Annotated in this window: 26 protein-coding genes; 17 read left to right on the top strand and 9 right to left on the bottom strand. The window is 59.4% G+C overall.

The genetic code is table 11. From position 1 onward, the window contains the following. The first annotated feature begins 21 nt into the window (after positions 1-21). From PZA18_RS01315 to PZA18_RS01280, 8 genes are all read left to right on the top strand, one after another. Positions 22-2,901, top strand: coding sequence for a M16 family metallopeptidase (locus PZA18_RS01315; protein ID WP_284098959.1), 2,880 nt, complete (start codon positions 22-24; stop codon positions 2,899-2,901). 128 nt (positions 2,902-3,029) lie between these two features. Continuing rightward, a complete protein-coding gene (locus PZA18_RS01310; RefSeq protein WP_284098958.1) occupies positions 3,030-4,301 on the top strand; it encodes a glutamate-5-semialdehyde dehydrogenase in 1,272 nt (423 codons plus the stop codon). Further along, positions 4,288-5,298 carry a DUF2804 domain-containing protein gene (locus PZA18_RS01305; protein WP_284098957.1) on the top strand — a complete coding sequence of 337 codons (1,011 nt, stop codon included), beginning with the start codon at positions 4,288-4,290 and terminating at the stop codon, positions 5,296-5,298. The genes PZA18_RS01310 and PZA18_RS01305 overlap by 14 nt, the downstream gene beginning before the upstream one ends. A gap of 313 nt (positions 5,299-5,611) precedes the next feature. Continuing rightward, on the top strand, positions 5,612-6,775 hold the full coding sequence (locus PZA18_RS01300) for a methyl-accepting chemotaxis protein (RefSeq protein WP_284098956.1): 1,164 nt from the start codon (positions 5,612-5,614) through the stop codon (positions 6,773-6,775). Between the two features lie 143 nt (positions 6,776-6,918). Then, positions 6,919-7,590: a nicotinate-nucleotide adenylyltransferase gene (nadD, locus tag PZA18_RS01295; RefSeq protein WP_284098955.1), complete on the top strand. Its 672-nt coding sequence runs from the start codon at positions 6,919-6,921 to the stop codon at positions 7,588-7,590. Next, on the top strand, positions 7,587-7,967 hold the full coding sequence (gene rsfS, locus PZA18_RS01290) for a ribosome silencing factor (RefSeq protein WP_284098954.1): 381 nt from the start codon (positions 7,587-7,589) through the stop codon (positions 7,965-7,967). Before nadD ends, rsfS begins: the two co-directional genes overlap by 4 nt. Positions 7,968-7,979: 12 nt before the next feature. After that, on the top strand, positions 7,980-8,447 hold the full coding sequence (rlmH, locus tag PZA18_RS01285) for a 23S rRNA (pseudouridine(1915)-N(3))-methyltransferase RlmH (protein ID WP_284098953.1): 468 nt from the start codon (positions 7,980-7,982) through the stop codon (positions 8,445-8,447). Between the two features lie 8 nt (positions 8,448-8,455). Beyond that, positions 8,456-9,046: a Maf family protein gene (locus PZA18_RS01280; protein ID WP_284098952.1), complete on the top strand. Its 591-nt coding sequence runs from the start codon at positions 8,456-8,458 to the stop codon at positions 9,044-9,046. A gap of 116 nt (positions 9,047-9,162) precedes the next feature. Here the strand turns inward: PZA18_RS01280 and PZA18_RS01275 are convergent, their stop codons facing one another. Continuing rightward, positions 9,163-9,777: a DUF4124 domain-containing protein gene (locus PZA18_RS01275; RefSeq protein WP_284098951.1), complete on the bottom strand. Its 615-nt coding sequence runs from the start codon at positions 9,775-9,777 to the stop codon at positions 9,163-9,165. Further along, a complete protein-coding gene (gene pyrE, locus PZA18_RS01270; RefSeq protein ID WP_284098950.1) occupies positions 9,770-10,417 on the bottom strand; it encodes an orotate phosphoribosyltransferase in 648 nt (215 codons plus the stop codon). Before pyrE ends, PZA18_RS01275 begins: the two co-directional genes overlap by 8 nt. Before the next feature lie 77 nt (positions 10,418-10,494). Here pyrE and PZA18_RS01265 point away from each other — a divergent pair, with 77 nt between their 5' ends. The 6 genes from PZA18_RS01265 to PZA18_RS01240 all read left to right on the top strand — a co-directional run bounded on the left by PZA18_RS01265 (position 10,495) and on the right by PZA18_RS01240 (position 15,274). After that, complete coding sequence (locus tag PZA18_RS01265) at positions 10,495-11,265, top strand: exodeoxyribonuclease III (RefSeq protein ID WP_284098949.1); 771 nt, start codon at positions 10,495-10,497, stop codon at positions 11,263-11,265. Beyond that, positions 11,255-12,484 (top strand): AmpG family muropeptide MFS transporter, encoded by a 1,230-nt coding sequence (locus PZA18_RS01260; protein ID WP_284098948.1) that lies wholly within the window; start codon positions 11,255-11,257, stop codon positions 12,482-12,484. The genes PZA18_RS01265 and PZA18_RS01260 overlap by 11 nt, the downstream gene beginning before the upstream one ends. Positions 12,485-12,549: 65 nt before the next feature. Beyond that, the gene (locus PZA18_RS01255; protein ID WP_284098947.1) at positions 12,550-12,849 is read left to right on the top strand and encodes an STAS domain-containing protein; all 300 of its coding nucleotides are present in this window, start codon (positions 12,550-12,552) and stop codon (positions 12,847-12,849) included. A 624-nt stretch (positions 12,850-13,473) separates the two neighbouring features. After that, the gene (locus PZA18_RS01250) at positions 13,474-14,379 is read left to right on the top strand and encodes a helix-turn-helix domain-containing protein (RefSeq protein WP_284098946.1); all 906 of its coding nucleotides are present in this window, start codon (positions 13,474-13,476) and stop codon (positions 14,377-14,379) included. Next, positions 14,376-14,564 (top strand): hypothetical protein, encoded by a 189-nt coding sequence (locus tag PZA18_RS01245; protein WP_284098945.1) that lies wholly within the window; start codon positions 14,376-14,378, stop codon positions 14,562-14,564. The genes PZA18_RS01250 and PZA18_RS01245 overlap by 4 nt, the downstream gene beginning before the upstream one ends. 17 nt (positions 14,565-14,581) lie before the next feature. Continuing rightward, a complete protein-coding gene (locus PZA18_RS01240; RefSeq protein ID WP_284098944.1) occupies positions 14,582-15,274 on the top strand; it encodes an autoinducer binding domain-containing protein in 693 nt (230 codons plus the stop codon). Between the two features lie 114 nt (positions 15,275-15,388). On the opposite strand, the gene ntrC is transcribed toward PZA18_RS01240, so the two are convergent. The 5 genes from ntrC to glnA form a co-directional block, all read right to left on the bottom strand. Further along, on the bottom strand, positions 15,389-16,795 hold the full coding sequence (ntrC, locus tag PZA18_RS01235) for a nitrogen regulation protein NR(I) (RefSeq protein ID WP_284098943.1): 1,407 nt from the start codon (positions 16,793-16,795) through the stop codon (positions 15,389-15,391). A 14-nt stretch (positions 16,796-16,809) separates the two neighbouring features. Continuing rightward, entirely contained in the window at positions 16,810-17,886 is a 1,077-nt protein-coding gene (glnL, locus tag PZA18_RS01230) for a nitrogen regulation protein NR(II) (RefSeq protein ID WP_284098942.1), read from the bottom strand. A 174-nt stretch (positions 17,887-18,060) separates the two neighbouring features. Beyond that, positions 18,061-18,546, bottom strand: coding sequence for a DUF4124 domain-containing protein (locus PZA18_RS01225; protein ID WP_284098941.1), 486 nt, complete (start codon positions 18,544-18,546; stop codon positions 18,061-18,063). After that, positions 18,543-18,875, bottom strand: a complete 333-nt coding sequence (locus tag PZA18_RS01220; protein ID WP_284098940.1) for a YciI family protein — start codon at positions 18,873-18,875, stop codon at positions 18,543-18,545. The genes PZA18_RS01225 and PZA18_RS01220 overlap by 4 nt, the downstream gene beginning before the upstream one ends. A gap of 286 nt (positions 18,876-19,161) precedes the next feature. Beyond that, positions 19,162-20,571 (bottom strand): glutamate--ammonia ligase, encoded by a 1,410-nt coding sequence (gene glnA, locus PZA18_RS01215; RefSeq protein ID WP_284098939.1) that lies wholly within the window; start codon positions 20,569-20,571, stop codon positions 19,162-19,164. Positions 20,572-20,842: 271 nt separating this feature from the next. On the opposite strand from glnA, the gene PZA18_RS01210 reads away from it, so the two are divergent. From PZA18_RS01210 to mtgA, 3 genes are all read left to right on the top strand, one after another. After that, positions 20,843-21,295: a rhodanese-like domain-containing protein gene (locus PZA18_RS01210; protein WP_284098938.1), complete on the top strand. Its 453-nt coding sequence runs from the start codon at positions 20,843-20,845 to the stop codon at positions 21,293-21,295. Positions 21,296-21,470: 175 nt separating this feature from the next. Further along, a complete protein-coding gene (aroE, locus tag PZA18_RS01205; RefSeq protein WP_284098937.1) occupies positions 21,471-22,280 on the top strand; it encodes a shikimate dehydrogenase in 810 nt (269 codons plus the stop codon). Positions 22,281-22,291: 11 nt separating this feature from the next. Beyond that, on the top strand, positions 22,292-22,987 hold the full coding sequence (gene mtgA, locus PZA18_RS01200; RefSeq protein ID WP_284098936.1) for a monofunctional biosynthetic peptidoglycan transglycosylase: 696 nt from the start codon (positions 22,292-22,294) through the stop codon (positions 22,985-22,987). 94 nt (positions 22,988-23,081) lie between these two features. Here the strand turns inward: mtgA and PZA18_RS24955 are convergent, their stop codons facing one another. Together PZA18_RS24955 and PZA18_RS01185 are read right to left on the bottom strand one after the other, a co-directional pair. Beyond that, complete coding sequence (locus tag PZA18_RS24955; protein WP_308447315.1) at positions 23,082-24,350, bottom strand: sigma-54-dependent transcriptional regulator; 1,269 nt, start codon at positions 24,348-24,350, stop codon at positions 23,082-23,084. Further along, positions 24,340-26,478 (bottom strand): sensor histidine kinase, encoded by a 2,139-nt coding sequence (locus PZA18_RS01185; RefSeq protein ID WP_284098935.1) that lies wholly within the window; start codon positions 26,476-26,478, stop codon positions 24,340-24,342. Before PZA18_RS01185 ends, PZA18_RS24955 begins: the two co-directional genes overlap by 11 nt.

Genomic DNA, 26,478 nt, shown 5'->3' with positions numbered 1-26,478 from the left:
GCCGCTGCACGATTTCTTCTCATGATTCAACAAGCTATCGCCCACTTCCGGCGACAGTTGCTACCGCTTCACGCCACCCCGGAAAACCCACCCTTCGCCACGCCGCAACCGCGCCGCCGCTATCAGGCGACCATGCTGGCACTGTGTATCGGCCTGCTGCCGGACCCACCAGCGCTGGCAAGCGATGCGCTGCCTGCCGGGGTCACCCAGGCCGCGAGCGTTGAAGGACTCCGCGAATACCGGCTCGCCAACGGCTTGCGGCTGGTACTTGCCCCGTCTGCTGCCAGCGCCAGCGCCGTCGTCAATCTGACCTACCGGGTCGGCTCGAAGCATGAAAGCTATGGCGAAACCGGCATGGCTCATCTGCTGGAACATCTGCTGTTCCGGGGCACGCCTGCCATTCCCAAGCTGGATCTTGAGTACTCGAAGCGGGGCATGCAGTCGAACGCCACAACCTTTTTCGACCGCACCAACTATTTCGAGGTATTCCCGGCATCGGATGCCAATCTGGAATGGGCCTTGCGCATGGAAGCCGATCGCATGGTCAATGCGTTCATCGCCAAGGCGGACCTCGATAGCGAGATGAGTATCGTCCGCAACGAGATGGAGCGTGGTGAGAACAATCCTTACACCGTGCTGCAGGACCGAATGCTCAGCAGCGCCTATCAGTGGCACAACTACGGCAAATCGACAATCGGCGCACGCTCAGATGTGGAGCGCGTTGATATCCCCCGTCTGCGTGCGTTCTATCAGCGCTTTTACCGCCCAGACAACGCCGTGCTGACCATCGCTGGCCGCTTCGACACCGCCAAGGCCATTACCTGGACCCAGCAGTATTTTGGCCCGCTGGCCAAGCCGGATCAGGCACTGCCGCCCATCCCTACCCGTGAGCCGGTACAGGATGGCGCACGCGAAGTCGTGGTCGAGCGCACGGGCGACAACCAGCTGCTTGGACTGATCTATCACACGGTCCCTGGCAGCCATCCCGATTCTGCCGCCATCGAATTACTGAATCGCGTGCTGGCCGACAGCCCCGACGGCCGCCTGCACCAGGCGCTGATCAGCACTGGCAAACTGGTGGGGCTTGGTCACTGGGCCGCACATCTGGCCGACCCTGGCTATACCAGCTTTACCGTGGAACTGAGCCGCGACGCCCGGCTGGACCTGATCAAGCCACGGATATTGCAGGTGTTGGAGCACACCCGACGCTACCCGATCAGCAAAGCCGAGCTGGATCGTGCCAAGGCAGGCTGGCAGAACAGTTTCGACAAGATGCTGAAAAGCCCGGTGGATCTTGGCATCGGTCTGTCCGACGCCATCGCCCAGGGCGACTGGCGATTATTGTTCAAGTTTCGCGATCAGATCGAAGCTGCCACGCCCGCCGATCTTCAGCGGGTCGCCGATCGTTATCTGATCGAATCAAACCGTACATTCGGCCGATTTCTGCCACGTAAACAGACTCAGACGGCCTTCAGCGAAGAAGCGCCGGATCTGGACAAGCTGCTGGCCGACTACCAGGGGCGCCCCGCCATGCCGGATGGCGAGGCGTTCGATGCCAGCCCGGCCACCATCGAGGCACGTATCCAGCGCCACCGGCTCACCAATGGCATGCGGCTCTCGCTACTCCCCAAACAGAGCCGAGGCCAGTCGGTCACCGGGTCACTCACCTTGCACTATGGCAACGACAAAAGCCTGTTTGGTCAGCGGGAAATTGCCAACCTGACCGCAGACCTGCTGACACGCGGCAGCCACGGTCCCAAGGCGCAGAATCTGCAGCAGCAGCTCGACGCCCTGCGTTCCACGCTCGACATCAGCGAAGGTGAGCAGACCCTGACCGTGCGCTTCTCGACCGAGCGCAACCATCTGCCAGCCATGCTAAGACTGGTGAACCAGCTGCTGCGGCAACCCACCCTCCGTCCGGTCGAACTGCAACAACTGGTCGCCGAGCGGCTGGCCCAGATAGAAAGTGCTCGCAGTCAGCCCGATAGCGTTGCCGATATGGCCTTGTTGCGACACTACAATGTGCAGCCCAAAGGCGATCTGCGCTATAGCCGCAGCTTCGAAGAGCGGATTGCCGAGCTGAAAGCCGTCAAACCCGCCGACATCCGCCAGTTCCATCGCCGTCACTATGGCACCAGCCATGCCGAACTGGCTCTGGTGGGGGACTACGACGTCGCGACGACGCAAACGCTGGTTGGTGAGCTGTTCGGCAACTGGCAGGCACCCACCCCCTACGAGCGGCTGAGCGAAGCTTTTCCGCGCCAGGCTGCCACCTCATTGACCCTGCAAACGCCAGACCGCGCCAACGCCAGCTATGTCGCCAGCCTCGCCATGCCGTTATCCGATAGCGCCCCCGACTACCCGGCGCTGACGCTGGCCTACTATGTTCTGGGCGGTGGCCAGCTCAACGCCCGCATCCCCGAGCGTCTGCGTAATCAGGAAGGCATCAGCTACAGTGCATGGGCCACTTTGAGCGTTTCAAGCACCGATCCGATAGGCTATCTGAGTCTGCTTGCCAGTTTTGCCCCGGAAAACCGGCAACGGCTGGAACAGGCCGTTCAGGAAGAGTTGCAACGCTTTGTTCGCGATGGCATTAGCCCCGAAGAGCTGATTGAAGCGCGCAGCGGCACCATCCAGACCCTCCGTCTGGATCTGGCGGACGATGCCAACCTGGCCAGCACACTCAATCAATACGACGAACTCGATAGAAATTTGCAATGGCTAGTAGACTACGAGCAGAGGCTGCAGTCACTGACCGTCGAGGACGTCAACGCAGCCATCCGAAAACATATCGACCCCCGGCAACTGACCCAGGTCTTCGCTGGCGATTTCAAGGCCACCAGCCAGCAGGCGGCCGCGACACCGGCCAGCGTCCGCCCGGCTGCGCAATCCACCGACTGAACGGGGCCAAGCGCCGGTAATCGGTTTAGAATCGATCAGGAAAGGGGAGCACCCGCCGGCGTTGGCAGCAAAACCAGGGCCGTTGGCACACACCGCCTCCCTACCGAACACAGCACGGGAGTACCGCAATGGATATCAAGGAATACATGCAGGGGGTCGGTCGCGCCGCGCGGCAGGCTTCCCGGGCCATGGCCAAAGCCGATAGTGGCGCCAAGAATGCCGCGCTCGAAGCCATCGCCATCGCAATTGAGCGCGAAGCCGAACGGCTGCTCGCCGCCAATGCCTCCGATATGAAAGCCGCCGAGGCAGCCGGGCTGGAACCCGCACTGCTCGACCGCCTGGCACTCACCCCTAAAGGCGTTGCTGCCATGGCCGAAGGGCTGCGCCAGATTGCCAAGCTGCCCGACCCGATTGGCGAAATGGATGACTTCAGCTACCGCCCATCCGGCATTCAGGTCGGCAAGATGCGTGTACCGCTGGGGGTGGTCGGCATCATTTACGAGGCCCGTCCGAATGTCACCGCCGATGCTGCAGGTCTCTGCCTCAAATCTGGCAATGCGGCGATCCTGCGCGGGGGCTCCGAAGCGGTCCGGGCCAATCAGGCGATTGCCGAATGTGTACGAGAAGGTCTGGCCCGCGCCGGTCTGCCGGAGCTGGCCGTGCAGGTCATCGAAACCACCGACCGCAGCGCCGTCGGCGAGCTGATCACGATGCCGGAATACGTTGATGTGATTGTTCCACGTGGCGGCAAGGGTCTGATCGAGCGGATCTCCCGCGAAGCGAGAGTGCCCGTCATCAAACATCTGGATGGCGTCTGCCATGTGTATATCGACGACGATGCCGACCTGGACAAAGCCGTACGCATTGCCGACAACGCCAAAACCCATCGCTACGGCACCTGCAACACCATGGAAACGCTGCTGGTGGCGCAAGCCATGGCGCCCAAAGTACTGCCCTTGCTCGGCCGCATCTACACCGAAAAACGGGTAGAACTGCGCGCCTGCGCGGCCTCTCGCGCCCTGCTGCAGGAAGCCGGCTTTCAGGATGTCGCGGTCGCCACCGAGACAGACTGGCACACCGAGTATCTGGCACCGATCCTGTCGATCCGCATCGTGCCCGGCATGGAAGAAGCCATCAGCCATATCAACCACTATGGCTCGCATCACACCGATGCCATCGTCACCGAAAACTACAGCCGGGCCCGACGCTTTCTGCGCGAAGTCGATTCCGCCTCGGTCATGGTCAACGCATCCACCCGTTTTGCCGATGGTTTTGAATACGGGCTGGGCGCGGAAATCGGTATTTCAACCGACAAGATTCACGCACGTGGCCCGGTGGGCCTGCAAGGGCTGACAAGCCAGAAATGGGTGGTATTGGGCGATGGGCATGTTCGAAGCTAAGTCATTACTGCCTCCTGCGCCAGCACAGCTGCTGGCTACCGATGGCACCCCGCTGTGCGGGCGCTTCGCCGGCCGGGGCGGTGCCGCAGACTGGTCGGCGTTACGCGGTAGCTGGCAACGCGGGCCTCTTTGGCGCCGTCTGCATCACAAGCGCTGGCTATACGCCGGTTTTGGCAACGCGCACTGCTTTATCGGTTGCGCCGTCGTCGATACCGGCTGGGCTGGCGCCGCTTTTGTCTACGTGTTCGATCGCCACAGGCGACAGGTCTGCGGTGGCATGTCACTAACCGGCCTGCCGGGCCTCAACGCCCAGCTGGCCAACCTGCCGGACACCCCCCAACAATTCCGCCAGGGCAAAAAGCTGGTGCGCTTTGGCTATGCCGGCAACGAACGCTGGACCATTCTGGCCGAAGATGGATCAGGCTTCCGGCTGGAAGCAGAGCTGGATGGCAGCAACGCCGCCCCCTGGCTGCTGGCAGTGGGCCCGGTAACCGGCGGTAGCGTTCACTCCACCCACAAGTCAGCGGCGCTGCACGGATCAGGCTACGTACAAATGGGCCAGGACCGACTGAGCCTGGATCACACACTGGGCAGCCTGGATCACTCCAACGGCTTGCTGCCGCGCCACACCAGCTGGCGCTGGGCCTGTGCCCACGGCCAGCATGTCGGATTCAATCTTCAGTCCGGTTATTTCGGCGATCACGAAAACGCCTTGTGGCTGGATGGCGAACTGATACCGCTGGCTGGCGCCCAGTTTGAATTCGACCACACCCGCCCCCTGCAACCCTGGCACATCCGCACCGCCGATGGCCTGCTCGATCTGCGGTTTGAAGCAGAAGGGCTACGCCAGGAAAATCGCGATCTGCTGATTGCCGCCAGCCGCTACGTGCAGCCAATCGGGGTATTCAATGGCTGGGTCAAGCGCAGTCCCGATGCCGATCCGGTCCCGGTCCAGCAACTACTGGGCGTCACCGAAGATCATTACTCGCGCTGGTAAGCGTGTCCGGTCGCCCCGGCGCTGGGGCGACCGCTGGGACTGGCCCGGTTTAATGTGGCTCTTCAGATCGGGCTTCCCCGGAAATTGCGGCCTCAACAGGCTCCCGAAGCCACCTCCAAAAAAAAGTCTACTTCCCACCCCTGACGTCTTGGACGTTGCCACAACCACCACCTATATTGGATTCGTGTCGCTGTCACAGGCCGCTACCAACCCGGTGCCGCCGGCACCCAAACCGAAACCAACGATAGACAGGCGGTGCGTCCCGTGCACGCCTGCATGGCAGGTCGATCCTTCTGACTCAATTGGTGGAACCATGCAAAAGCTCTCATTCTCCCTGCGCGCTTATCTGGCATTCGTTTTCCTGGCCATCATCTACCTGGCAATGGCCATTGCTGCCGTCAACAAGGCATCGGATGGCGTCGTGTGGACCCTGGCGCTGATCGGCGTGCTGGCCGCATTGTTAGGTGGTGGATTCTGGGTGACCCGCGCCAAACAGAGTATCGACAAGATTGATCGCAGTCTGAAACGGATCGAGCAGGGGCAATTCAATCTGCGCCTGAATATCGACGCTTCCGACGAATTTGGCGAAATCATGCAGCACGTCCAGTCGCTGGCCAAAGGCTTGAGCACCCTGGTCAACGACGTCATCGAAGCCTCGGAATCCATTGCAGACCACGCCGATGGGCTTGCCGATGCGGTCAAAGATCTTTCGCAGCAATCACGCGAACAGACAGACCGGGCCCGGGGCGTCAGCGCTGCCGTTGAAGACATGACCCATGCCGTCACCGAGATCAGCGAGAACACGCAGGCCACCGCCGAGAGCGCTGCCAAGACACAGGAGATTGTCCACACCGGGGAAAGCCAGATGCAGCAAAGCATGGACTCGACCCGCCGCATCGTGGATGTGGTCAGCGAGTCACGCAATGCAATCCTCGACCTCAATGCCGCCGTGCAGCGGATCGGCGACATCACCATCGCCATCAAGGAAATCGCCGACCAGACCAACCTGCTGGCCCTCAACGCCGCCATCGAAGCCGCCCGCGCCGGCGAACAAGGCCGTGGCTTTGCCGTGGTCGCCGATGAAGTCCGCAAGCTGGCCGAACGCACCCGCGCCAGCACGCTCGACATCACCAACAACGTTACCAACATCAAGCTGGTCACCGACGCTACGGTGATGACCATGGATACCGCAGCCGAAGAAGTCGAGCGCGGCACCGAACTGATCCAGGCCAGCAACCGCAGCCTGCAGGAAGTGCTGCGGGCCGCCAATCACACCACCGAAATGACCGGGCAGATTGCGCAGACCCTGCGCCAGCAATCGTCAGCCTCGGCGGATGTCTCCGGCAGCATCGACAGCATGGCGCGGCTGATCGAAGCCAGCACCAACAATGTACAGCGCGTCGCCAATGCGGCAGATCAGCTCGCATCTACCGCCCAATCCCTACGCAAGATGGTGCGCCGCTTCGAAAGGGCGTGACCACATATCCATGCCTTGCCCGTCCCCGCTACACTGCCGCCTTCGGGCGGCAGTGCCGTTTCTGCCCGACCCATTCCTACTCATTCAACCCAGCCAGCCGCCAACCATTGGTCAGGCCACGGCGTTTTTGCACGACCTCACTCATGCTGAGCAGCCCCCATCCTGCGGCCGTCGGAGTTTATGGCGGCACCTTTGACCCCATCCATCAAGCCCATCTGCGCGTGGCCGAAGAATTTGCCGAAGCCTTCGGGCTATCACAGGTTCGACTGATCCCGACAGGTGAGCCACCGCATCGCAATAGCCCCGCCACCCCAGCCGAACAACGGCTGGCGATGGTGGAAGCCGCCATCGCCGGTAATCCGCGCCTGATGGCCGACCCGCGCGAAGTGCATCGTCGTGGTTATTGCTACACCATCGACACCCTCGGCGAGTTGAAGGCGGAACTACCACCGGGTACCCCTCTCGCCTGGTTGGTTGGCGCCGACGCCTTCCTCAGTCTGCATCGCTGGAAGTGCTGGCAGGAGCTACTCGACCTCGCGCATCTGGCAGTTGCGGTCCGCCCCGGCTTCGACCTCGAATCCTGGCAAAAAACAGCGCCGGACCAGCTACTTGCAGCGGTACAACCAAAACTCTCCGACGAATCGGCTATACCTGTAGCACCTGTGCCCGGTAGAATTACCTTTTTGTCAACCACGCCGCTCGCCATCTCGTCCACTCGCCTGCGCGCCGATCTGGCCGCCGGGCGATCCGTTCGTTATCTATTGCCTGACCCGGTTCTCGAATACATCGAGCGGCACCACCTTTATCAAATATGAACGACACACCACAACTGACTATTGATCAAATGCGCGCCCTGGCCGTTGACGCTCTGGAAGACGTCAAAGCCAAGGACATTCTGGTAATGGATACCAGCAAGCTCAGCCCCCTGTTCGAATGCATGATCGTCGCCAGCGGCGATTCGAACCGGCAGGTTAAAGCCCTCGCCAACAATGTGCGCGAGAAGCTGAAGGAAGCCGGTGCACACGTCGTCGGCATGGAAGGCGAGATGTACGGCGAATGGGTACTGGTAGATTTTGGCAATCTGGTCGTACACGTCATGCTGCCGCCGGTGCGCGACTACTACAATCTGGAGCAGCTCTGGGGGGGACAGAAGCCCGTCAGCGCACCCGGCCCTCGCCCCTGGCAAGCCTGAGTCGTCTAGCAAGTGAAACTGCATATCGTTGCCGTCGGCCACAAGATGCCGGACTGGGTGGAAATCGGCTTCAAGGAATACAGCAAGCGCATGCCGCGCGAAGCCAGTATCGAGCTGACCGAACTCAAGCCGGGTCAGCGCAGCGGCTCCAGCGTTGAAAAAGCCATGGAAACCGAGCGCGACCGCATTCTGGCTGCGCTTCCCTCCGGGTGCCGCAAAATCATTCTGGATGAACGCGGCGCGGCCTGGACCACGCTCAAGCTCGCAGAAAAGCTCAAGCGCTGGCAGCAAGATGGCCACGACGTCGCTTTCGTCATCGGGGGCGCAGATGGCCTGCACCCGGATGTGAAACAACACGCCGACGAGCTGGTACAACTCTCCGCCTTGACGCTACCGCATGGCATGGTGCGGGTATTACTGGCCGAGCAGCTCTACCGTGCGGTCACCGTCAACCAAGGCCATCCCTATCACCGCGAGTAAGCTGTCGCATGGAAAAACCCCTGATCTATCTGGCCTCTACCAGCCCACGTCGGCGCGAACTGCTCAAGCAGATCGGCGTACCTTATGAATTGATCAACGGCGAGGTGGATGAAACCGCCCAACCTGCCGAACCCGCTCATCTGTATGTTGAACGACTGGCCCGAGCCAAGGCCGCAGCAGGCTTTCTCACCCTGCAACAACAAGGGTTGCCGTCGCGGCTGGTGCTGGCGGCAGATACCACGGTCGCACTGGACGACCAGATCCTCGGCAAGCCCGCCACGGCAGCCGAAGCAGAAGCCGTTCTGGCACAGTTGTCTGGCCGACAGCATGAGGTGCTCACCGCCGTTGCAATCAGCGATGGCGAGCGGGTTGAGTGTGCCGTATCGGTGAGCCTCGTGCATTTCGCCCAACTTGGCACCGAGGCCATTGCGGCTTACGTCGCCACGGGTGAGCCGATGGACAAGGCCGGCAGCTACGGTGCCCAGGGCAAGGCAGCAATGTTTATCGAGCGTATCGAAGGCAGCTTCTCCGGCGTCATCGGCCTACCTTTGTTTGAGACCGCACAGCTACTGGGCCGGTTTGGATATCCCTTGCCCTAGGTTCTGGACGTTTCCTGACGCCAAAAAAAATGGCGATTGTGCATTCCACACAATCGCCATTTTTCTTCAGATTGCTAAGGGTTAGCTCAACCTCGAACGCCCCGCAAACACCCAGACTATTTGGCAGCCGCAGCGCCGCGCAGTTCAACCAGGCGCTTTTTATCTACTTCAGCCTTTTGTTTGACGACCTCAATCTCGCCCTGCTTCTGCACAATCGTCTGCTCCAGCGTTTTGATTTCACGCTCGGTATTTTCGATGTCGGTCAGCAGATCGGCTGGCGAAGCCTGCTTCTTCCGGGCATAACGCTCCTGCTGCTTGCGATATTCCCCCAGGCGTTTATCGGCTGCCTGCTGCCGCAATTTGTTCGACGCAATCGCCGCTTCCAGCTGCTCGATATTGCGGTCGCGGATAATGTCGATTTCCTTGGTATTGCTGAAGGTATTGACCAGCGCCTTGTCGCGTCGCAGGCGTTCCTGCTCTTCACGTAGCCTGGCGCGTTCCGCTTCCTTGCCTTTCGGGTCGTCTTCCTGATAACCCTCGTTCTTGCGTATCGTCAGGCCTTGCTTGTTCAGTTCGGACGTGCCTTTGGGCGTTTGCTGCAAAGGTGGTTTGTCGCTGTACTGGATCTTGCCGTGCTCATCGACCCATTTATACAGTTTTTCGGCATGGGCAACGCCCGCTCCCAACAATAGGGCCAGTGTTACCAAACATGCCGGGATGCTTCTATTCATTGCGGACCCCGTACTGCTCGCGGTAAACCTGAGCAGCTTGCAAATTTTGTTCCATATCCGGCTGCTTCGCCAGAAACCCCATCAGATCCTCCAGCGAGGCAATGCTGGCCACTGGAATCCCGTACTCTGCTGTCACTTCCTGTACTGCCGACAGGTGCCCCTGTCCCCGCTCCATCCGATCCAATGCAATCAGCACGCCAGCCGGTGTGGCGCCATTTTTGCGAATCAACTCAATCGACTCGCGCACAGCAGTCCCGGCAGAAATCACGTCGTCGATGATCAGCACCCGGCCCTTGAGAGGCGCCCCAACCAGCGTGCCACCCTCGCCATGATCTTTTGCTTCCTTTCGGTTATAAGCGAAGGGCACATTGTGACCTTTTTCGGCTAAGCGCAACGCCGTGGCGGCGCCTAACACAATTCCTTTGTAGGCCGGTCCGAACACCATGTCGAACTGAATTCCCGATGCCAAGGCTGCTTCGGCGTAAAAATCCGACAATCGGCCAATTGCCGCGCCATCATTGAACAAACCGGCATTGAAAAAGTAGGGAGATAGCCGACCGGCCTTGGTTTTGAACTCACCAAAGCACAAGACATTTGCCTTGACGGCAAATTCGATGAATTGGGCGCGGAAATTCGACATGGATTACCCTCGAAAAAGTGGATGGGACAGGCAATAGCATATCATTGGCGTTTTTTGCCGACCGCAAGGAAGTGCCGATGCGCATCGTTTCTGCCAACCTCAATGGAATTCGTTCTGCCGCCAACAAGGGTTTTCTGGAATGGCTAGCCAACAGCCAGGCTGACGTGGTCTGTCTGCAGGAGCTGAAAGCCCAGTTGCCGGACCTCAGCCCGGAAATGCTCGCCCCCACGGGCTATCACGGTTTCTTTCACCCCGCAGAGAAAAAGGGCTACAGCGGCGTAGGCATCTACTGTCGGCGCGAACCAGACCGGGTCGTAACCGGTTTGGGCATTGCAGACATCGACGCCGAAGGCCGCTATCTGCGCGCCGATTTTGGCCCTTTATCGGTGGTATCGCTGTATTTGCCGTCAGGCTCCAGCTCGGAAGAACGCCAGCAGATCAAGTTCAGCTTCATGGAACGCTTCATGCCAATGCTGCAGCAGCTACTGGCCGAACAACGCGAAATCATCCTGTGTGGCGACTGGAATATCGCACACCAGCCAATCGACCTGAAAAACTGGAAAGGCAACCTCAAGAATTCCGGCTTCCTGCCGGAAGAACGCGCCTGGCTGACCGACGTTCTGGGGCTGGGTTGGGTCGATACCTGGCGTACCCTTTATCCGGAAGCTCCGGGCTACACCTGGTGGTCGAATCGAGGCCAGGCGTATGCGAAGGATGTGGGCTGGCGCATCGACTATCAGCTGGCTACGCCCGGAATCGCTCAGAAGGCTCGCATGGCCAGCATCTATAAAGACCAGAAATTCTCCGACCATGCGCCCTTGATCGTGGACTACGACCATGCTGGCTAAGCCTTCCATCTGGACCGTACTGGCTTCCCGGCCAATCTGGGTGTCGTTGCTGATGGGCTTTTCCAGTGGCTTGCCGCTACTGCTGACGGGCTCGCTGCTGCAAGCCTGGATGACCGATGCCAAAGTCTCTCTGGCGGAGATCAGCCTGATGTCACTGGTCGGGTTGCCCTATACCCTGAAATTCCTGTGGGCACCGCTGCTGGATCGCTTCATTCCGCCATTTCTGGGCAGACGTCGTGGCTGGCTGCTGCTGGCCCAGCTGGCGGTACTTAGCAGCCTGGTGATGCTTGGCAACACCGATCCGGCGAGCAACCCCTGGCTGACCGCCAGCATGGCCCTGTTGGTGGCCTTTTGCTCGGCCACACAGGATATTGTGGTGGACGCCTACCGCCGCGAAGACCTGGCCGACCGCGAACTGGGGCTGGGGGCGTCGATGTACGTCAACGGCTATCGCATCGGCATGCTGCTGGCGGGCGGGGGAGGGCTGATCCTGGCTGACCATATGCCATTCTCGGCGGTCTATACGGTGCTGGCGGCCGCCATGCTGGTGGGCCTCATCACCACCCTGATTGCGCCAGAACCGCCCGTGCCGCACGGCACACCCAGCACACTGCGTGGCGCAGTGGTCGAGCCGCTGCGGCAATATTTCGAGCGGGAAGGCGCCTGGCTGATCCTGATTTTCATCCTGCTCTACAAACTTGGCGACACCATGGCCGGTGCCATCACCACACCGTTCTATCTGGGCCTGGGTTTCAGCAAGACCGAAATCGGCGCAGTGGTGAAGCTGTTTGGGAGCTGGGCCACCATCGTTGGCGGCACCTTGGGCGGGCTGCTGATTCTGCGTCTCGGAATCCGCCAGTCCTTGTGGTGGTTTGGTTTGGGGCAGATGGTATCAACCTTGGGTTTTGCCATTCTGGCCAACATCGGCCATAGCCGGGAGGCCTTGGTTGGTGTGATTACCGTCGAAAACCTGACCAGCGGCATGGGCACGGCCGCGTTTGTCGCCTTTATGGGGGCGTTGACCGACAAGCGCTTCACCGCAACCCAATACGCACTGCTTTCCAGTCTGATGGGCATCCCCAGGGTGCTGTTTGCCGCCCCAACCGGCTGGATCTCGCTGCAGACCGGCTGGCCCATGTTCTTCCTGCTCTGTACGGTCATTGCAATCCCGGGCTTGCTGATGATCCGCACGGTGGCCAAACCGGAGAGCGACAGCTGAAGACGCCAGCAGATTTGCGGAAATCGCCTAGACTGTAAGCAAACCGACCGTAGACGGAGTTGATCATGCAGGCGCTTTCCGCAATTCAGGGGAATAAGGCAACCATCAAGCTGGATGGCCACTTTACGTTTGAGGGTCATCGTGAATTCAAGCGGGCCACCAATGAAGTCGTGGATAACCACAACGTCACCGAACTCGAAATTGACTTCGAGAAAGTCGATTACATGGATAGCGCGGCACTGGGCATGTTGCTGTTGCTCAACGAACGCATGCATGGCCGCTCGGTGAAACTGATCAACTGCAAAGGCACGGTCCGCTCGGTGCTGGATGTCGCCAACTTCGCCAAGATCTTTACCATGGTGTAGTGCTGCCGCCGCACCCGCCTAAAACGCAGGTGCGAGCAATGCCCCCTCCTCAGGCAGTGCACGGAAGCCCCAACACAGGGTCATACCCAAGACTTCAACCCCCGCCTGGCCCGCAAGGCCACCCCATCTCGAACATGCAAGCCATCGGCTGATTTTGGGCCTTGGACGCTGTTGATGTTTTGTTTCCGGCCACACCGGGCCGAGTTTTGGGGCTGCGTGAGGCAGAGCATGAGCGGTTTGGCGAGCTGAATGAGCGCCGTCTGACGACACCATGCCCCAGCCCCGATCCGGCGAAATGCGATCCGGAAATAGGAGGTCAACAACGCCCACGCCGCCTTGAGTCCCGACGATTCCTTCCCACCCGCCTGCGCAGAACGACAGCAAACTCGATCATTACGCTTGCAGAAGCCAAAGCCCCACCCAGCCTGACCAAGCAATTTACTGCACTGCATCATCAATTTCAGTTAATCACCTGAAAAAAATAAAATTTCCTGAACACACCAAGATGAGGCTGGAGCGCGGATTAGCATCAATACCATTGGTATTCTGGTGTCCTGCATTTAGCAATTGTCAGTAATTTTGACTACGTGCTAGATTGCCCACTCTTCTCCAATCGAGGTGAGCATGGGTAGATATGAAGAAAAATATGCAGCGCCCGTCAGTAGCCAGGAGGCACTGGCGCTGCAGGTAGACAATGCGGCGAAAGCCTACCTCAAGCCAGGTCAGGGGGCCGCCAGCTGGCTGGCCGAACGCCTTGGACATCAACCATCGCGCTCATCTCTGTCGCGCATGCTCAGCAAGCAGACGCCCGTCACGCTCGAATTACTCGATCGCATCGCCGCCGCGTGCAAACTCCCCGCTGCAGATGCCATCAATCCCGCCCGCGTCGGCCGGCAAATCGAAACCGGCATCCTGCTCTGCAACGGCCGGGCCTATAGCTGCCGCTTCGCACTTGGTGGCAAACTCGATGCCCTGAATGTCGCACAAGGAGATCTGATCGCCCGCTGGCATGAAGGGCGCTGGTTTGTCGGCACGCGCAATTTGCCAACACTGGGCGTCGGCTATGCCGTCACCAGTCTGCTGGAAACCTCAGCCCGCCCCTTGCCCACCCGCCAGCAGGCTGTGCGCCTGTTTTCCTTGAATGAAGACTGGCTTGCCAGCATCGCTGCGACTCTTGGGGCCTGTGGTTATGTCGTCAGCAGTCACACCAAGCATGACGATCTGATTGCTGCGGCGGGTAGCGGACTGGATGCCATCGTGATTGAAGGCAGCCCATTTATCAGCAAAGCCGCTGAAATCTTCGTCAAGCGGGTACGGATGCGGGTGCGCTCCCATGTGCCGGTGGTGTACGCTGCACTGGAGCACTCGACGTTGGGCGAATTTGGCCGGGTATTACCGGGCGGCAATAATGAGTACGCTGTCGATTTATGTCCGGATGCCATTCAGACCATGCTGTCTCAGCTTCTGGCGGTAGCGTCCGCGAGCGAGTCCTCCCCCATTCCTAGCCTTATGGAGATTACAGCCAAATGAAACTGAGCACTCAACTGCCAGAAGTCCTGAGCGATGACCAGCTGGAGCAGGTGATCGGCGGGGCCGGGCAGACAACCGAAACAGAACCGGGTCAGACGCATGGGGATGTCCGACCCGCGAACCGTACAACGACACGAACCAAGGTCATTGCGCCCCAGCAAGAAGGGCCGTTTCCTGTCGTTTAATCAGACCGAGGGTTGGAATGAGTAACTTCCTTGCCGAACTGGCCTCCGCCAAGAGTGAGCGAGAGATACGCACCCTGCTGCGCCAGATTGCCGATCACGCAGGATTCGAAACCTACGCACTGGCCGTTGGCCATGCCCCCGAGAAGGGGCTGCCGACAACGGTCTGGCACAACTTTCCACAAGGCTGGGATGGTGTTGGTGAACCAGGCATGGTTGAACGCGATCCTGTGGCCCGACTGGTGCGTGCGCCCAACCCTGCGCCGGTCATCTGGGGGCAGACGCTCTATTGGCGGGAAGGCGCGTCCGACCTATGGGAACTGTTCAGCAGCAAGGGGATTCGCTCAGGCATCGACGTGCCGATCCGTAATCCGGATGGCACCAGGCTGGTGCTCACCCTGGCGACCGACCAAGACAATCTGCCTCGCGGAGAAGAACTGATCAGGCAGATGAACGTTGCAGTGGGTGCTGCCCATTGTTTCGGCGCCGTGGTACCGGGCATCGTCGAGGCACAGCAGTTTGCTGCCAGCCTGCCACGTAACCATTTCGACCTGTTGTGCTATGTGCTGGATGGACTACCGCTGGAAGCCTTGTCACGACGCTTTCAACGAACGGAAAGACAAATCCTGAGCCTATTGCGGCAGCTCGCCCACAGCGCCGGACTGGGCAGCCCGATGGCCGCCGCCGTTCTGGCCACGCGCGGCACGCTGTAGGCACCGTTGCCAGCCGCTCAGGCAACCCGTCACGACCCGCCAAGCTCTTGCCAATACATCGCTCCGCAGGCACTGCCTGCGGGCGTTTCCGACCGGCAGCAGGGCGGCCATCCGTCAGTCCCCGCCAATTTCCTTTTCCAGATCCAGTTCCTGAATCTTACGGGTCAACGTATTACGGCCCAGGCCGAGCTTCTCTGCAGCCTCAATGCGTTTGCCACCCGTACAGGCCAAGGCCCGCAGGATCAGCGTCTTTTCAAAGCGTCGCGACAGATCATCTATCACCCCGGTTTCGCCGGCACGCAAGCGGCGATCAACTTCATCGGCCAGCAGCTGCATCCAGTCCCCTTCCATCGGCATCGCCGCTGGCATGTCACCGCGCAACTCGGGCGGCAAATCCGCGACCTCGACGTTCTGGCCAGGCGCCATGACCGAAATCCAGTGGCAGAGGTTTTCCAGCTGCCGCACATTGCCGGGAAAATCAAAACCAGCCAGATGACGCATGGCATTTTCGGATAAACGTTTGGTTTCACCGCCCAGCTCCTGAGCACTGCGCTGCAGGAAATGGCGAGCCAGCAGGGGGATGTCTTCCCGGCGTTCGCGCAACGGCGGTAAACGCAATCGAATGACATTGAGCCGGTGAAACAGATCCTCACGGAACAAACCCTGCCGCACCCGCTCATCCAGATTCTGATGGGTTGCCGCGATGACTCGCACATTGGCCTTGATCGGCGAATGGCCACCAACGCGGTAATAGAAGCCGTCGGACAGCACGCGCAACAGGCGGGTCTGCAACTCTGCGGGCATATCGCCGATTTCATCCAGAAACAGCGTGCCACCCTCCGCCTGTTCGAATCTTCCCTGCCGCTGCTGCTGTGCCCCGGTGAACGAGCCGCGCTCATGGCCAAACAATTCCGACTCCAGCAGATCTTTGGGAATCGCCGCAGTATTGATGGCAACAAACGGCCTCGCTGATCGTGGGCTATGACGATGCAACGCCCGCGCCACCAATTCCTTGCCCGCACCAGACTCGCCCGTGATCAACACCGTCGCCGCCGATTGGCTCAGGCGACCAATCGCCCGGAACACATCCTGCATCGCGGGCGCCTGGCCAAGTATCTCCGGAGCGGTCAGCGCCGGCTCTTCGGGAGCTTCCTGCCGGCGGCTTTCTTCCATCGCCCGCCGGATCAGGTCGACCGCCTGATCCACATCGAAAGGCTTGGGCAGATACTCGAAAGCCCCGCCCTGAAACGCTGCCACGGCGCTTTCCAGATCAGAATGGGCCGTCATGATGATCACCGGCAGGCTTGGGTGGGCATTTTTAACTTTCTGCAGGAAATCCAGGCCCGACTCCCCTGGCATGCGAATATCGCTGACCACCACCTGAGGCAACTCGGACTGCATCCGGTCCAGCGCCTCGGTGGCCGAGGCGAAAGTCTTGAAGGCAATTCCCTCCCGACCTAGCGCTTTTTCAAATACCCAGCGTATCGAACGGTCATCATCGATGATCCAGATTGGTTTCATGGCGGCTCTTTGGTTTATTTGGCGGAATCGGCATCTGGCCGGACAGCCCAGCCATTCAGGGGCAACAACAGGGTAAAGACGGTGCGGCCGGGTACGGATTCAAAATCGATGGCGCCGTTGTGTTGCAGGACAAAGGTATGCGCCAGGTGCAGGCCAATACCCGTTCCCCCCGGTCGGCCCGATACCAGCGGGTAGAACACCTGATCGCGAATATGCTCGGGTATGCCAGGGCCGTTGTCGATGATCTGCACTTGCAGGGCCAATGGCTGGCGCTGGCGATTGATGGTGACCTGACGGGCAATCCGGGTGCGCAAAATCACTTCACCCGCCCCATGCATGGCCTGCACGGCATTACGGACGATGTTGAGGACCGCCTGGATCAGCTGCTCCTTGTCACCAATCAGGGTAGGCAGGCTGGTGTCGTAATCACGCCGTACCGCCAGTCCGTTCGGGACTTCAGCCAGCATCAGCGAGCGCACGCGCTCCAGGACTTCGTGGATATTAAGTTCGGCCACCTGCGGCAGCCGATGCGGGGTCAGCAGACGATCCAGCAGGCTTTGCAGGCGATCGGTCTCGTCGCGAATCACCTGGGTGTATTCGCTCAGCACCGGAGAGTTCAGTTCGCGCTCCAGCAACTGCGCAGCGCCACGAATCCCCCCGAGTGGATTTTTGATCTCGTGGGCGAGATTGCGAATCAGTTGGCGATTAGCCTGCTGCTGCACCAGCAGTCGCTCTTCATTGACGATCTTCAGTTGCTGATCGGTATGACGGAATTCGAGCACCGTCAGCGCGGCAGGGGAGTCGATGGTCTTGACGGTGAAGCTGACATGAATGGTGGCCCCCAGCCTCAGTGCGATGGCCACATCGTGCTCTGTGACGCTGACATTGCGATGGTCAGCCGCATCGACCGCGGCCAGGACTTCCTGCGGCTCATTAAAGCAATGCGAAAGCGGTCTGCCCTCGACATCCCGGAGATTCAGTTCAAACAAGGTCTCTGCGGCCGGATTGAGGTAACGCACGACCATGCTGCGGTCGAGCACCACAACGGCGGTTTCAAGCAGTTCCAGGCCGCAATAAGCTGAGGCATTCATGGGCATATTGGCCAAAGTTCAATTGAAGGGCACCAAGCAATTTATGGACCATCCGCCACAAGCATGAAAACCCCTTTATTAACCAGCCACTTACCAACCAAAACAGGCCCGCATTACCTCCTCACGCTTGCTCAGCCCATAAAACCCGACCAGCACGCACCAAATCAGTGCGTGTTATTTAAGATTGGAAATTTCCTTGTTCAGGGCCTGGATGTTTTTTTCGTGCAAGGTGACTTCATTCCGCAGATTCGCCACCCGATCGAGGTATTTCTGATAGTTGTTGCGTTCCTCGCCGGTTCTTACCTGTTCCCCCTCGCTCAGAGCCTTGCGCGCGGTATCAAGCAACTGTTGCTCGGAACGCATTTCATCCTCAAGAATCTTGCGGCGGCCCTGGTCGCGCTGTTTCTGGGTACTGGTGTCCACTTTCGGGAAATCGCTGGGGGTTGGCGATCGGGAGGCGCTGGACGGGTTTCCGCCACCTTCGCCCCGACGGGGTGAGGAAATCACTTGTGCCGGCCCCAGGTCGAGCTTCTTGGCGCCACGGATGGGCATATTTGAATACGTCACCCGGCCTTCGGAATCGACATACTTGTAGATCTCCGCCTGGGCCATACCGCTGATCATGCCACCCAGCAAGGCAAACAATGGCAGGTGCTTCATGCAGCAGACTCCTTGGCACGGACGATATTGGCTTGGCAGCACAGGGCCACACGATAGGGTCGCAACTCGGCTTGCATCACCCCTGCCACAACAGCAGGGTCGGCAAGCATGATGGCTCTGGCGGCCGCCTCGTCCTTGGCATTGAAAATCGCCAGGCCGATGGTGTGCTGGGTATTTTCAGTGGTACGGCCCGCCAGAATCAGGCTGCCCGCTGCTTCCAGCTGCTGCAGATAAGCAAAATGGCGCCCGACTGCGGCCGACTCGGCCTCTGTCGGGCCTTCGGTCAGCATCGCCGGGCGAGTGGGTGTCAGCAAATAAAGGAATTCCATAGGACAATGTCGTTACGAACAGATCTCTTCGATAATAGCACGCGGTCCTTCACCGGCTTGCCAAGCTACTCCGACAGGGGCTCAACGCAGAGGTTCTCGGCACTGTAGATGTTTGATTTTCGGGGAAACCTTGCACCGGATTTGCGTCCGCAACCGCATTGACGACCCGGTGCGACCGGGAACAAAACCTCAACAGCGCCTTGCGAAGTTGCCTGCCCAAAACAAAACGGACGATCAGCTGATCGTCCGTTTTGTCACTTACCCAGATAAAACAACCTGGCAATGCTTACAGGCTGTAGTACATGGCGAATTCGACCGGGTGAGTCGTCATGCGGAAGCGGTTGACTTCTTCCATCTTCAGCTCGATGTAGGAATCAATCCAGTCATTCGAGAACACACCACCACGGGTCAGGAATTCACGATCCTGATCCAAGGCTTCCAGAGCCTGCTCCAGGCTATGGCACACCTTCGGAATCTTCTTGTCTTCTTCAGGTGGCAGGTCGTACAGATTCTTGTCGGCAGGATCACCAGGGTGAATCTTGTTCTGTACACCGTCCAGACCCGCCATCATCAGGGCGGTGAAGGCCAGGTAGGGGTTAGCCAGTGGATCGGGGAAGCGGGCTTCGATACGACGCGCCTTGTCGCTGGCAACATAAGGGATGCGGATCGACGCCGAACGGTTCTTGGCCGAGTAAGCCAGCATAACCGGCGCTTCAAAACCAGGTACCAGACGCTTGTACGAGTTGGTGCCAGGGTTGGTAATGGCGTTCAGGGCCTTGGCGTGCTTGATGATACCGCCGATGTAGTACAGGGCGAACTCGGACATGCCAGCGTAACCGTTACCGGCAAACAGGTTCTTGCCATCCTTCCAGATCGACTGGTGAACGTGCATGCCAGAGCCGTTATCACCCACGATAGGCTTGGGCATGAAGGTAGCGGTCTTGCCGTACTGGTGAGCCACGTTGTGTACCACGTACTTCAGGCGCTGAGTCCAGTCTGCGCGCTGTACCAGCGTGCTGAACTTGGTACCGATTTCGTTCTGGCCGGCGGTGGCCACTTCGTGGTGATGCACTTCAACCGGGATACCCAGCTCTTCCAGCGCCAGCACCATGGCCGAACGGATGTCCTGGAAGCTGTCTACCGGCGCAACCGGGAAATAGCCGCCCTTGACGCTTGGACGATGGCCGGTATTGCCGGAATCGTAGTCTTCAGAAGACGACCAGGCAGCTTCTTCCGACTTGATCTTGACGTGGCAGCCGCTCATGTCGGCACCCCAGGTCACGCCATCGAAAATAAAGAATTCAGGTTCCGGGCCAAAAAAGGCGGTGTCGCCAAGGCCGGAAGCCTTCAGATAAGCCTCGCCACGCTTGGCGATGGAACGTGGGTCACGGTCATAGCCCTTGCCATCGGTGGGGTCCACAACGTCACAGGTCAGGAACAGGGTGGGCTCGTCATAGAACGGGTCCATGGCCGCAGTCGATGCATCGGGCAACAACAGCATGTCGGAAGCCTGAATGCCCTTCCAGCCAGCAATCGACGAACCATCAAACGCATGGCCGTGCTCGAACCACTCTTCATCCACCACATGCGAGGGCACCGAAACATGCTGCTCCTTGCCACGGGTGTCAGTAAAACGCAGATCAACAAAGCGAACTTCATTGTCCTCGATCATCTTCAGAACATTGGCAACCGCCATTGGATTCTCCTAGGGTTTCTGTACTCGGGAAATCAACGAACTACTCGTGCCCGGTGGCTAACGGGCCAGACAAAGCATTAAGCATGCCATGTGCCAACAAGGCCGCAAAACCGCTGCTTGCCCCTGAATCGCTCAAGCAGATGCACACTCTGCCGCCCCGCTTCAGGGCAAACCAGCCCCGTCAGCACCATAATGGTGCGCAATGGTTGGCCTTGCCAAACTTTGCAATAATTCCATTGCAACCATCCTATTTCTAAACGGAGTTACCGCCATGAGCCAAATCAACCAAACACTGCTGGCGGCACGTCAGCGTGCGGCCGCGCAAAATCTGCCTTACTCCGGCGCGCTGACGCCACAGGAAGCGCATCAGCTATTGCAAGGGCTGCCAGCCGCCCGCCTGGTGGATGTGCGTAGTGCTGCAGAATGGCAATTTGTGGGGCAGGTGCCCGAGGCGCTGCGTATCGAGTGGAAAACCTACCCCGGCATGCTGCCCAACCCCCACTTCATCGAGCAACTCAAGCAACAGGCAGACCCCGAAGCGGTACTTTTGTTCCTGTGCCGCACCGGCGGCCGTTCGCACGAAGCCGCCGCAGCAGCAGCCGCCAGCGGTTATTCCGAGTGCTACAACGTGCTCGAAGGCTTTGAAGGGGACCGGGACGCTGAGGGCCATCGCGGCACGGTGAATGGCTGGAAGGCACATCAGCTGCCTTGGCAGCAGAGCTGAGATACGAACACCCCATCGCGACGCTCAGCCCGTCCGTAGGCCTGAGCAGGCTGCACGACAAGCAGCGCTTGACCTCGCCGGCAGCCCCTGTCGTGGGCAAGGCGTTGCTTGATTCTTCCAACGTAAACGGGTACATCCCGGCCAGCCGCTTTGGCTCTTCCAAACCAACTCATTTATGACCGCCCAGTACGCAGTAATCGGCCACCCGGTGGCCCATAGCAAGTCCCCCATCATTCATGCAGCTTTTGCCGCACAAACCGGGCAGCGCATCCGCTATGACAAGCTGGAAGCACCGCTAGAGGGATTCATCGACTTCGTCGCCCAATTCTTCGCTATGGGCGGGGAAGGGTGCAATGTCACCGTTCCATTCAAGGAACAGGCCTTCGCCTTTGCCAATCAGCTGACCGAACGCGCCCGGCAGGCAGGTGCCGTCAATACCCTGTGGCTCGACGACGATGGTGTAGTGGGGGACAACACGGATGGCGTGGGCCTGTGCCGCGACCTGACCCGTCATATCAACCTTGCCGGCAAACGGATACTGCTGCTGGGCGCAGGTGGGGCTGCCAGAGGAGCAATCGGAGCACTGTTGGCCGAGCAACCGGCCCAACTCACCATCGCCAACCGTAGCGCCGACAAAGCAATCACCCTGGCGGCCAACTTCGGTGGCGTCTCTGAGGGGTGCGGCTTGCCGGATCTGACCGGCCGGTCTTTCGATCTGGTCATCAATGCCACCAGCGCCAGTCTGGCCCAAGCGCAACTCGCTTTGCCTTCCGGGCTATTCGCACCAGGCGCCCTGGCTTACGACATGATGTACGGCCAAGGTGACACCCCATTCATGCAACAGGCCAGGGCGGATGGCGCCGCTCAAGCCGTTGATGGGCTGGGTATGTTGGTCGAACAGGCAGCCGAAGCCTTCCGCCTGTGGCGCGGCGTCCAACCCGATACCGCTCCGGTGCTGGCTGAGCTGCGCGCCAGCCTGGCGTAAAGGGGCGGGGCATGCAGAACGTCTGGAAATGGCTATGGCGCGGTCTGGCTTTATTGCTGGCGCTGATTGTGCTCTATCAGCTGTGGATCTTCGGCCACATCTGGTGGTGGCGCGACCATAACCCTAGCGCAACCGCCTTCATGGATGAACAGCTGGCACGCTTGCAGGAAAAAGACCCCGAAGCGGAGCTTCGACACAAATGGGTGCCCTACAACAAGATTTCGCCCAATCTGAAACAGGCGCTGATCGCAGCCGAAGATGCCCGCTTTCTTGAACATGAGGGCTTCGACTGGGAAGGCATTCAGCTGGCGTGGGAGAAGAATCTGAAAAAGGGCCGGATTGTGGCTGGCGGCTCCACCATCAGCCAGCAGCTGGCAAAAAACCTGTTCCTGTCCTCCCGCCGCACCCCTTGGCGCAAGCTGGAAGAAGCTGTCATCACGGTGATGCTGGAAAACATGATGGACAAGCAGCGCATCTTTGAAATCTATCTGAACGTGATTGAGTGGGGAGATGGCGTCTTCGGGGCCGAAGCCGCCGCCCGCCATTACTTCAAGACCAGTGCTGCCGGGCTTGGACCGTCGCAGGCAGCCAAACTGGCAGCGATGGTCCCCAACCCCCGCTATTTCGATACCCATCGGCAAGACCGCAAGTTGTTGCGTAAGGCGGCAATTATCGAACGACGCTTGTCTTACGCCGACGCCCCCTGAAGCGGGCACAGCAACCCCAGTCCAGAAAAACAAACAGCCCGGCAAATCCGGGCTGTTTGTTTTGTCAGGGCGGCGTGTGAACCACGGCCGACAATCAGCGTGGCTTTTTACCGACTTGAACCCCTAGCTGCTTGAGCTTGCGATAAAGATGGGTACGCTCCAGGCCCACCTTGTCTGCAACCCGACTCATGTTGCCACCTTCCAGACCAATGTGGTGTTCAAAGTAAGCACGCTCAAACTCATCCCTGGCTTCACGTAGCGGCTGGTCAAAATTGAAACGTGGGCCCGACTGCACGACCGTCTGCGGCCGAGGAGGCGTGAATTGAGCCAGTACCTTGTTAACCGGCTGCGCATCAATCTCAGACTCTGTGGCCGTCAACGCCAGACTTTTCACGATATTGTTCAACTGCTCGTGATTGCCCGGCCAATCGTGTTGACGCAGCGCATTCAAGGCTGCCGAGGTAAAGCGGCGCGGCGAAATCTGATTGGCTTCGATCAGGTTCGACAAGATATGCTCGGCCAGCTCGGGAATATCATCCCGGTGGTCGCGCAATGGTGGCAGTGGTATCACCAGCTGCGTCAGGAATGTAAACAGCGTCGGATCAAAGCGGTCCAGCAGCTCGGGCAAGCCACGACTGGTGGCACAGATCAACCGCACATTGAAGCGATCAAGCTTGGGCACCAGGTTGACCAGCGCATTCTGCGTACGACGCTCGTAATGGCCAATATCGCGCAAAAACAGGCAGCCATTGGACGCCTTTTGCAGCAGGTCTGGTCCCGACTCAGCAATAACGTCCTGACTCTCGGGCGCCACGAATGGCGCAGTTGGTGGTGTCAGATAGCGGGCACACGGCACAAAGCCGCTCCCCGGCTCGCCAGTCAGCAGCAAGGGCAGGGTCAGGTTCATGGCCTGATCGAGCTGCTTTTTCAGCACCAGAATCTGCGGACTCTTGCCCAGCACTGCCAAAGAATTATCGGGCTTGGGCTGTGACTCGACATGCTTGAGCGCCTTGCGCACCGTGGCCAGTAGCTTTTGCAGGCCGATCGGCTTTTCCAGAAAATCGAAGGCACCAATGCGCGTGGCATCCACGGCGGTGTCGATGGTGGCATGGCCAGACATCATCACCACCGGCATGGTCAGCTGGCCATTGCTGGCCCACTCTTTCAGCAAGGTGATCCCGTCTGTATCAGGCATCCAGATGTCGAGCAGCACCAGCGCCGGACGTGCCTGATTACGGAGCTGACGGGCCTCCTCCGCATTTTCTGCCAAAGCTACCCGGAAACCCTCGTCCTGCAGGATCTCGGACAGCAATTCGCGGATGCCGATTTCGTCATCCACGATCAGAATGTCATTACTCCCCACGTATATTCTCCGCCAGCGGGATGTCGATTCTCACCAGAGCCCCCTGCGGCTCACGATTGGCCGCCAGGATATTCCCCGAGTGTTCCTCAACGATTTTCTTGACGATGGCGAGCCCAAGGCCCGTCCCTTTCTTCTTGGTTGTAGCATACGGCTCGAACACACGATCAAGGATGGCATCAGCAAACCCCTCACCGTTGTCGGCCACGCTCAACCGGGCATTGTGCTCGTTCAGCTCTAGCCGTACTTCGATCAGGCCATCTGGCCTGTCGCTCACTGCCTCCCGCGCATTCTTCAACAAGTTATGAATGACCTGCCGCAGCAGCGTCGGGTCTCCGTTCACCTCAACCGGCGCGTCTGGTGCGCCAAACCTCACGTCATTGCCTTCATACAGAACCAGCACCTCCCGCACCAGTGCTGCCAGATCCAGCCGCACCAATTTGGCCGTGGGTTTGCGGGCGTACTCCCGGAAAGCATCAACCATCTGCTTGAGCGCCGCAACCTGACCGACGATGGTCTGGGTGGAACGCCCCAACATTTCCGCATCGGCTGGGGCCAGTTTGGCCGCCAGTTTGTGTTCAAGCCGCTCCGCCGCCAGCTGGATGGGTGTCAGCGGGTTGCGTATTTCATGGGCCAGCCGTTTGGCAACTTCGCCCCAGGCGGCATCGCGCTGGGCTTGCATGAGTTCGGTCACGTCGTCAAACACCACCACATAACCGCCCGTCTTTTCGGCCAGATCGCTCGCAGGCAGACGGTCTCCCCGAACCAGCAGGATACGGGCCCCGCCCTCCAGCCGGCATTCCAGCTGTTGCTGCCAGTCACCCTGGCGGCTGGAAAAGCCCGCTGCGACCCCTTCTGCAAACGATGCAAGATGGGGATGATAGTCGCTCCAGTCGGCCAGCCGCAAATTACCTACCGTATTCAGGTCGGCATGCAGAATGGCGCCAGCACTGGCATTCGAGCTTTTCAGGCGCCAGCGGTCGTCGAAGGTCAAAACTCCAGCAGTGAGGCTCCCCAGTACCGTTTCTAGATATGCCTTAGCGGCGGCCTGTTCGCGTTGATTTTTCTCAACTGCTTCGCGTGCATCGGATAATTGGCGGGTCATCCGGTTGAAAGAGTGGGTCAGAATGCCCAGCTCATCGCGGCTGACCACGGGCTGCATCTGCGAGAAATCGCCCTGCGCCACAGCACGGGTACCGGCTGCCAGAACATTCAGGGGCTCCGACAGCTTCTCGGACAGATAAATACCCAGCACCAGCGCTGCCAGCAGCGCCAGCAACAAGGCCAGTGTCAGCGTCAGACCATAAATGCGCTTGAGACCGATGCGACCTTGCGACAATTGTTTGTAGTCGTTGCGAACCTGCACCACCAGTTCGGCATCATCCGTCAGTTGACGCGGCACTGGCTGAATCAGCTGCAACACCCGGGTTTCTTCATTGAGCGAGGAGGGGATAACCGGAATCACCACCCTCAACAGCAGGCCACTGGCAGAATCTGGCATAGGTTCCCTGGCAGCATAGGGCTTCTGCCCAACCTGCTTGAGCATGGCCCGGTCCGGTACAAGTGGAATCGGGTTGGATGAGCTATCGCCGATATGAGCAATGATCTGGCCGTGACTATCGAACAAGCTGGCTTCCATGACATTTGCCTGCTCGCGCAAACGGGTGAATTTGGTTAAAGCGGTAGCGTCAAATGGCCCGCCGAGCTCACCCGCCATGTAGTCGGCCTTCTTGCGCAAATCTTCGAGCGAGTAATCTATCGCGCTCTGGCCAAGCTTGAAGCCGCGCTCCAGCGCGACATCCACCCGATCATCAAACCAGGTTTCGATACTCTTGGTCAGGAACTGCACGGACAAGGTGTAAACCAGTGCTCCGGGCAGCACGGCGACCAGGCCAAACATCAACGTCAGCCGCCACGCCAGACGCGAGCCAAATACCCTTGCCTTGAGTTTGCTGCGTAGACGCACCAGCTGTACACCCACCAGCCCGGCCAACCCAGCCGCCAGTAGACTGTTGAGAATAACCAGCCAGCCGTAATAGCTGCTGAATACGGTGGTGTTGCTGCTGGCCGTTGCCAGCAGAAACAGCAGGATCGCCATCAGGGAGCTGACAAACAACAAGGTGTTACGCAC

The organism is Parachitinimonas caeni (assembly GCF_030129945.1).
In the GTDB taxonomy this organism is placed as follows: domain Bacteria; phylum Pseudomonadota; class Gammaproteobacteria; order Burkholderiales; family Chitinimonadaceae; genus Parachitinimonas; species Parachitinimonas caeni.
Note: the sequence above shows the minus strand (reverse complement) of the source record. Positions and strands in the feature narration are given on the sequence as shown.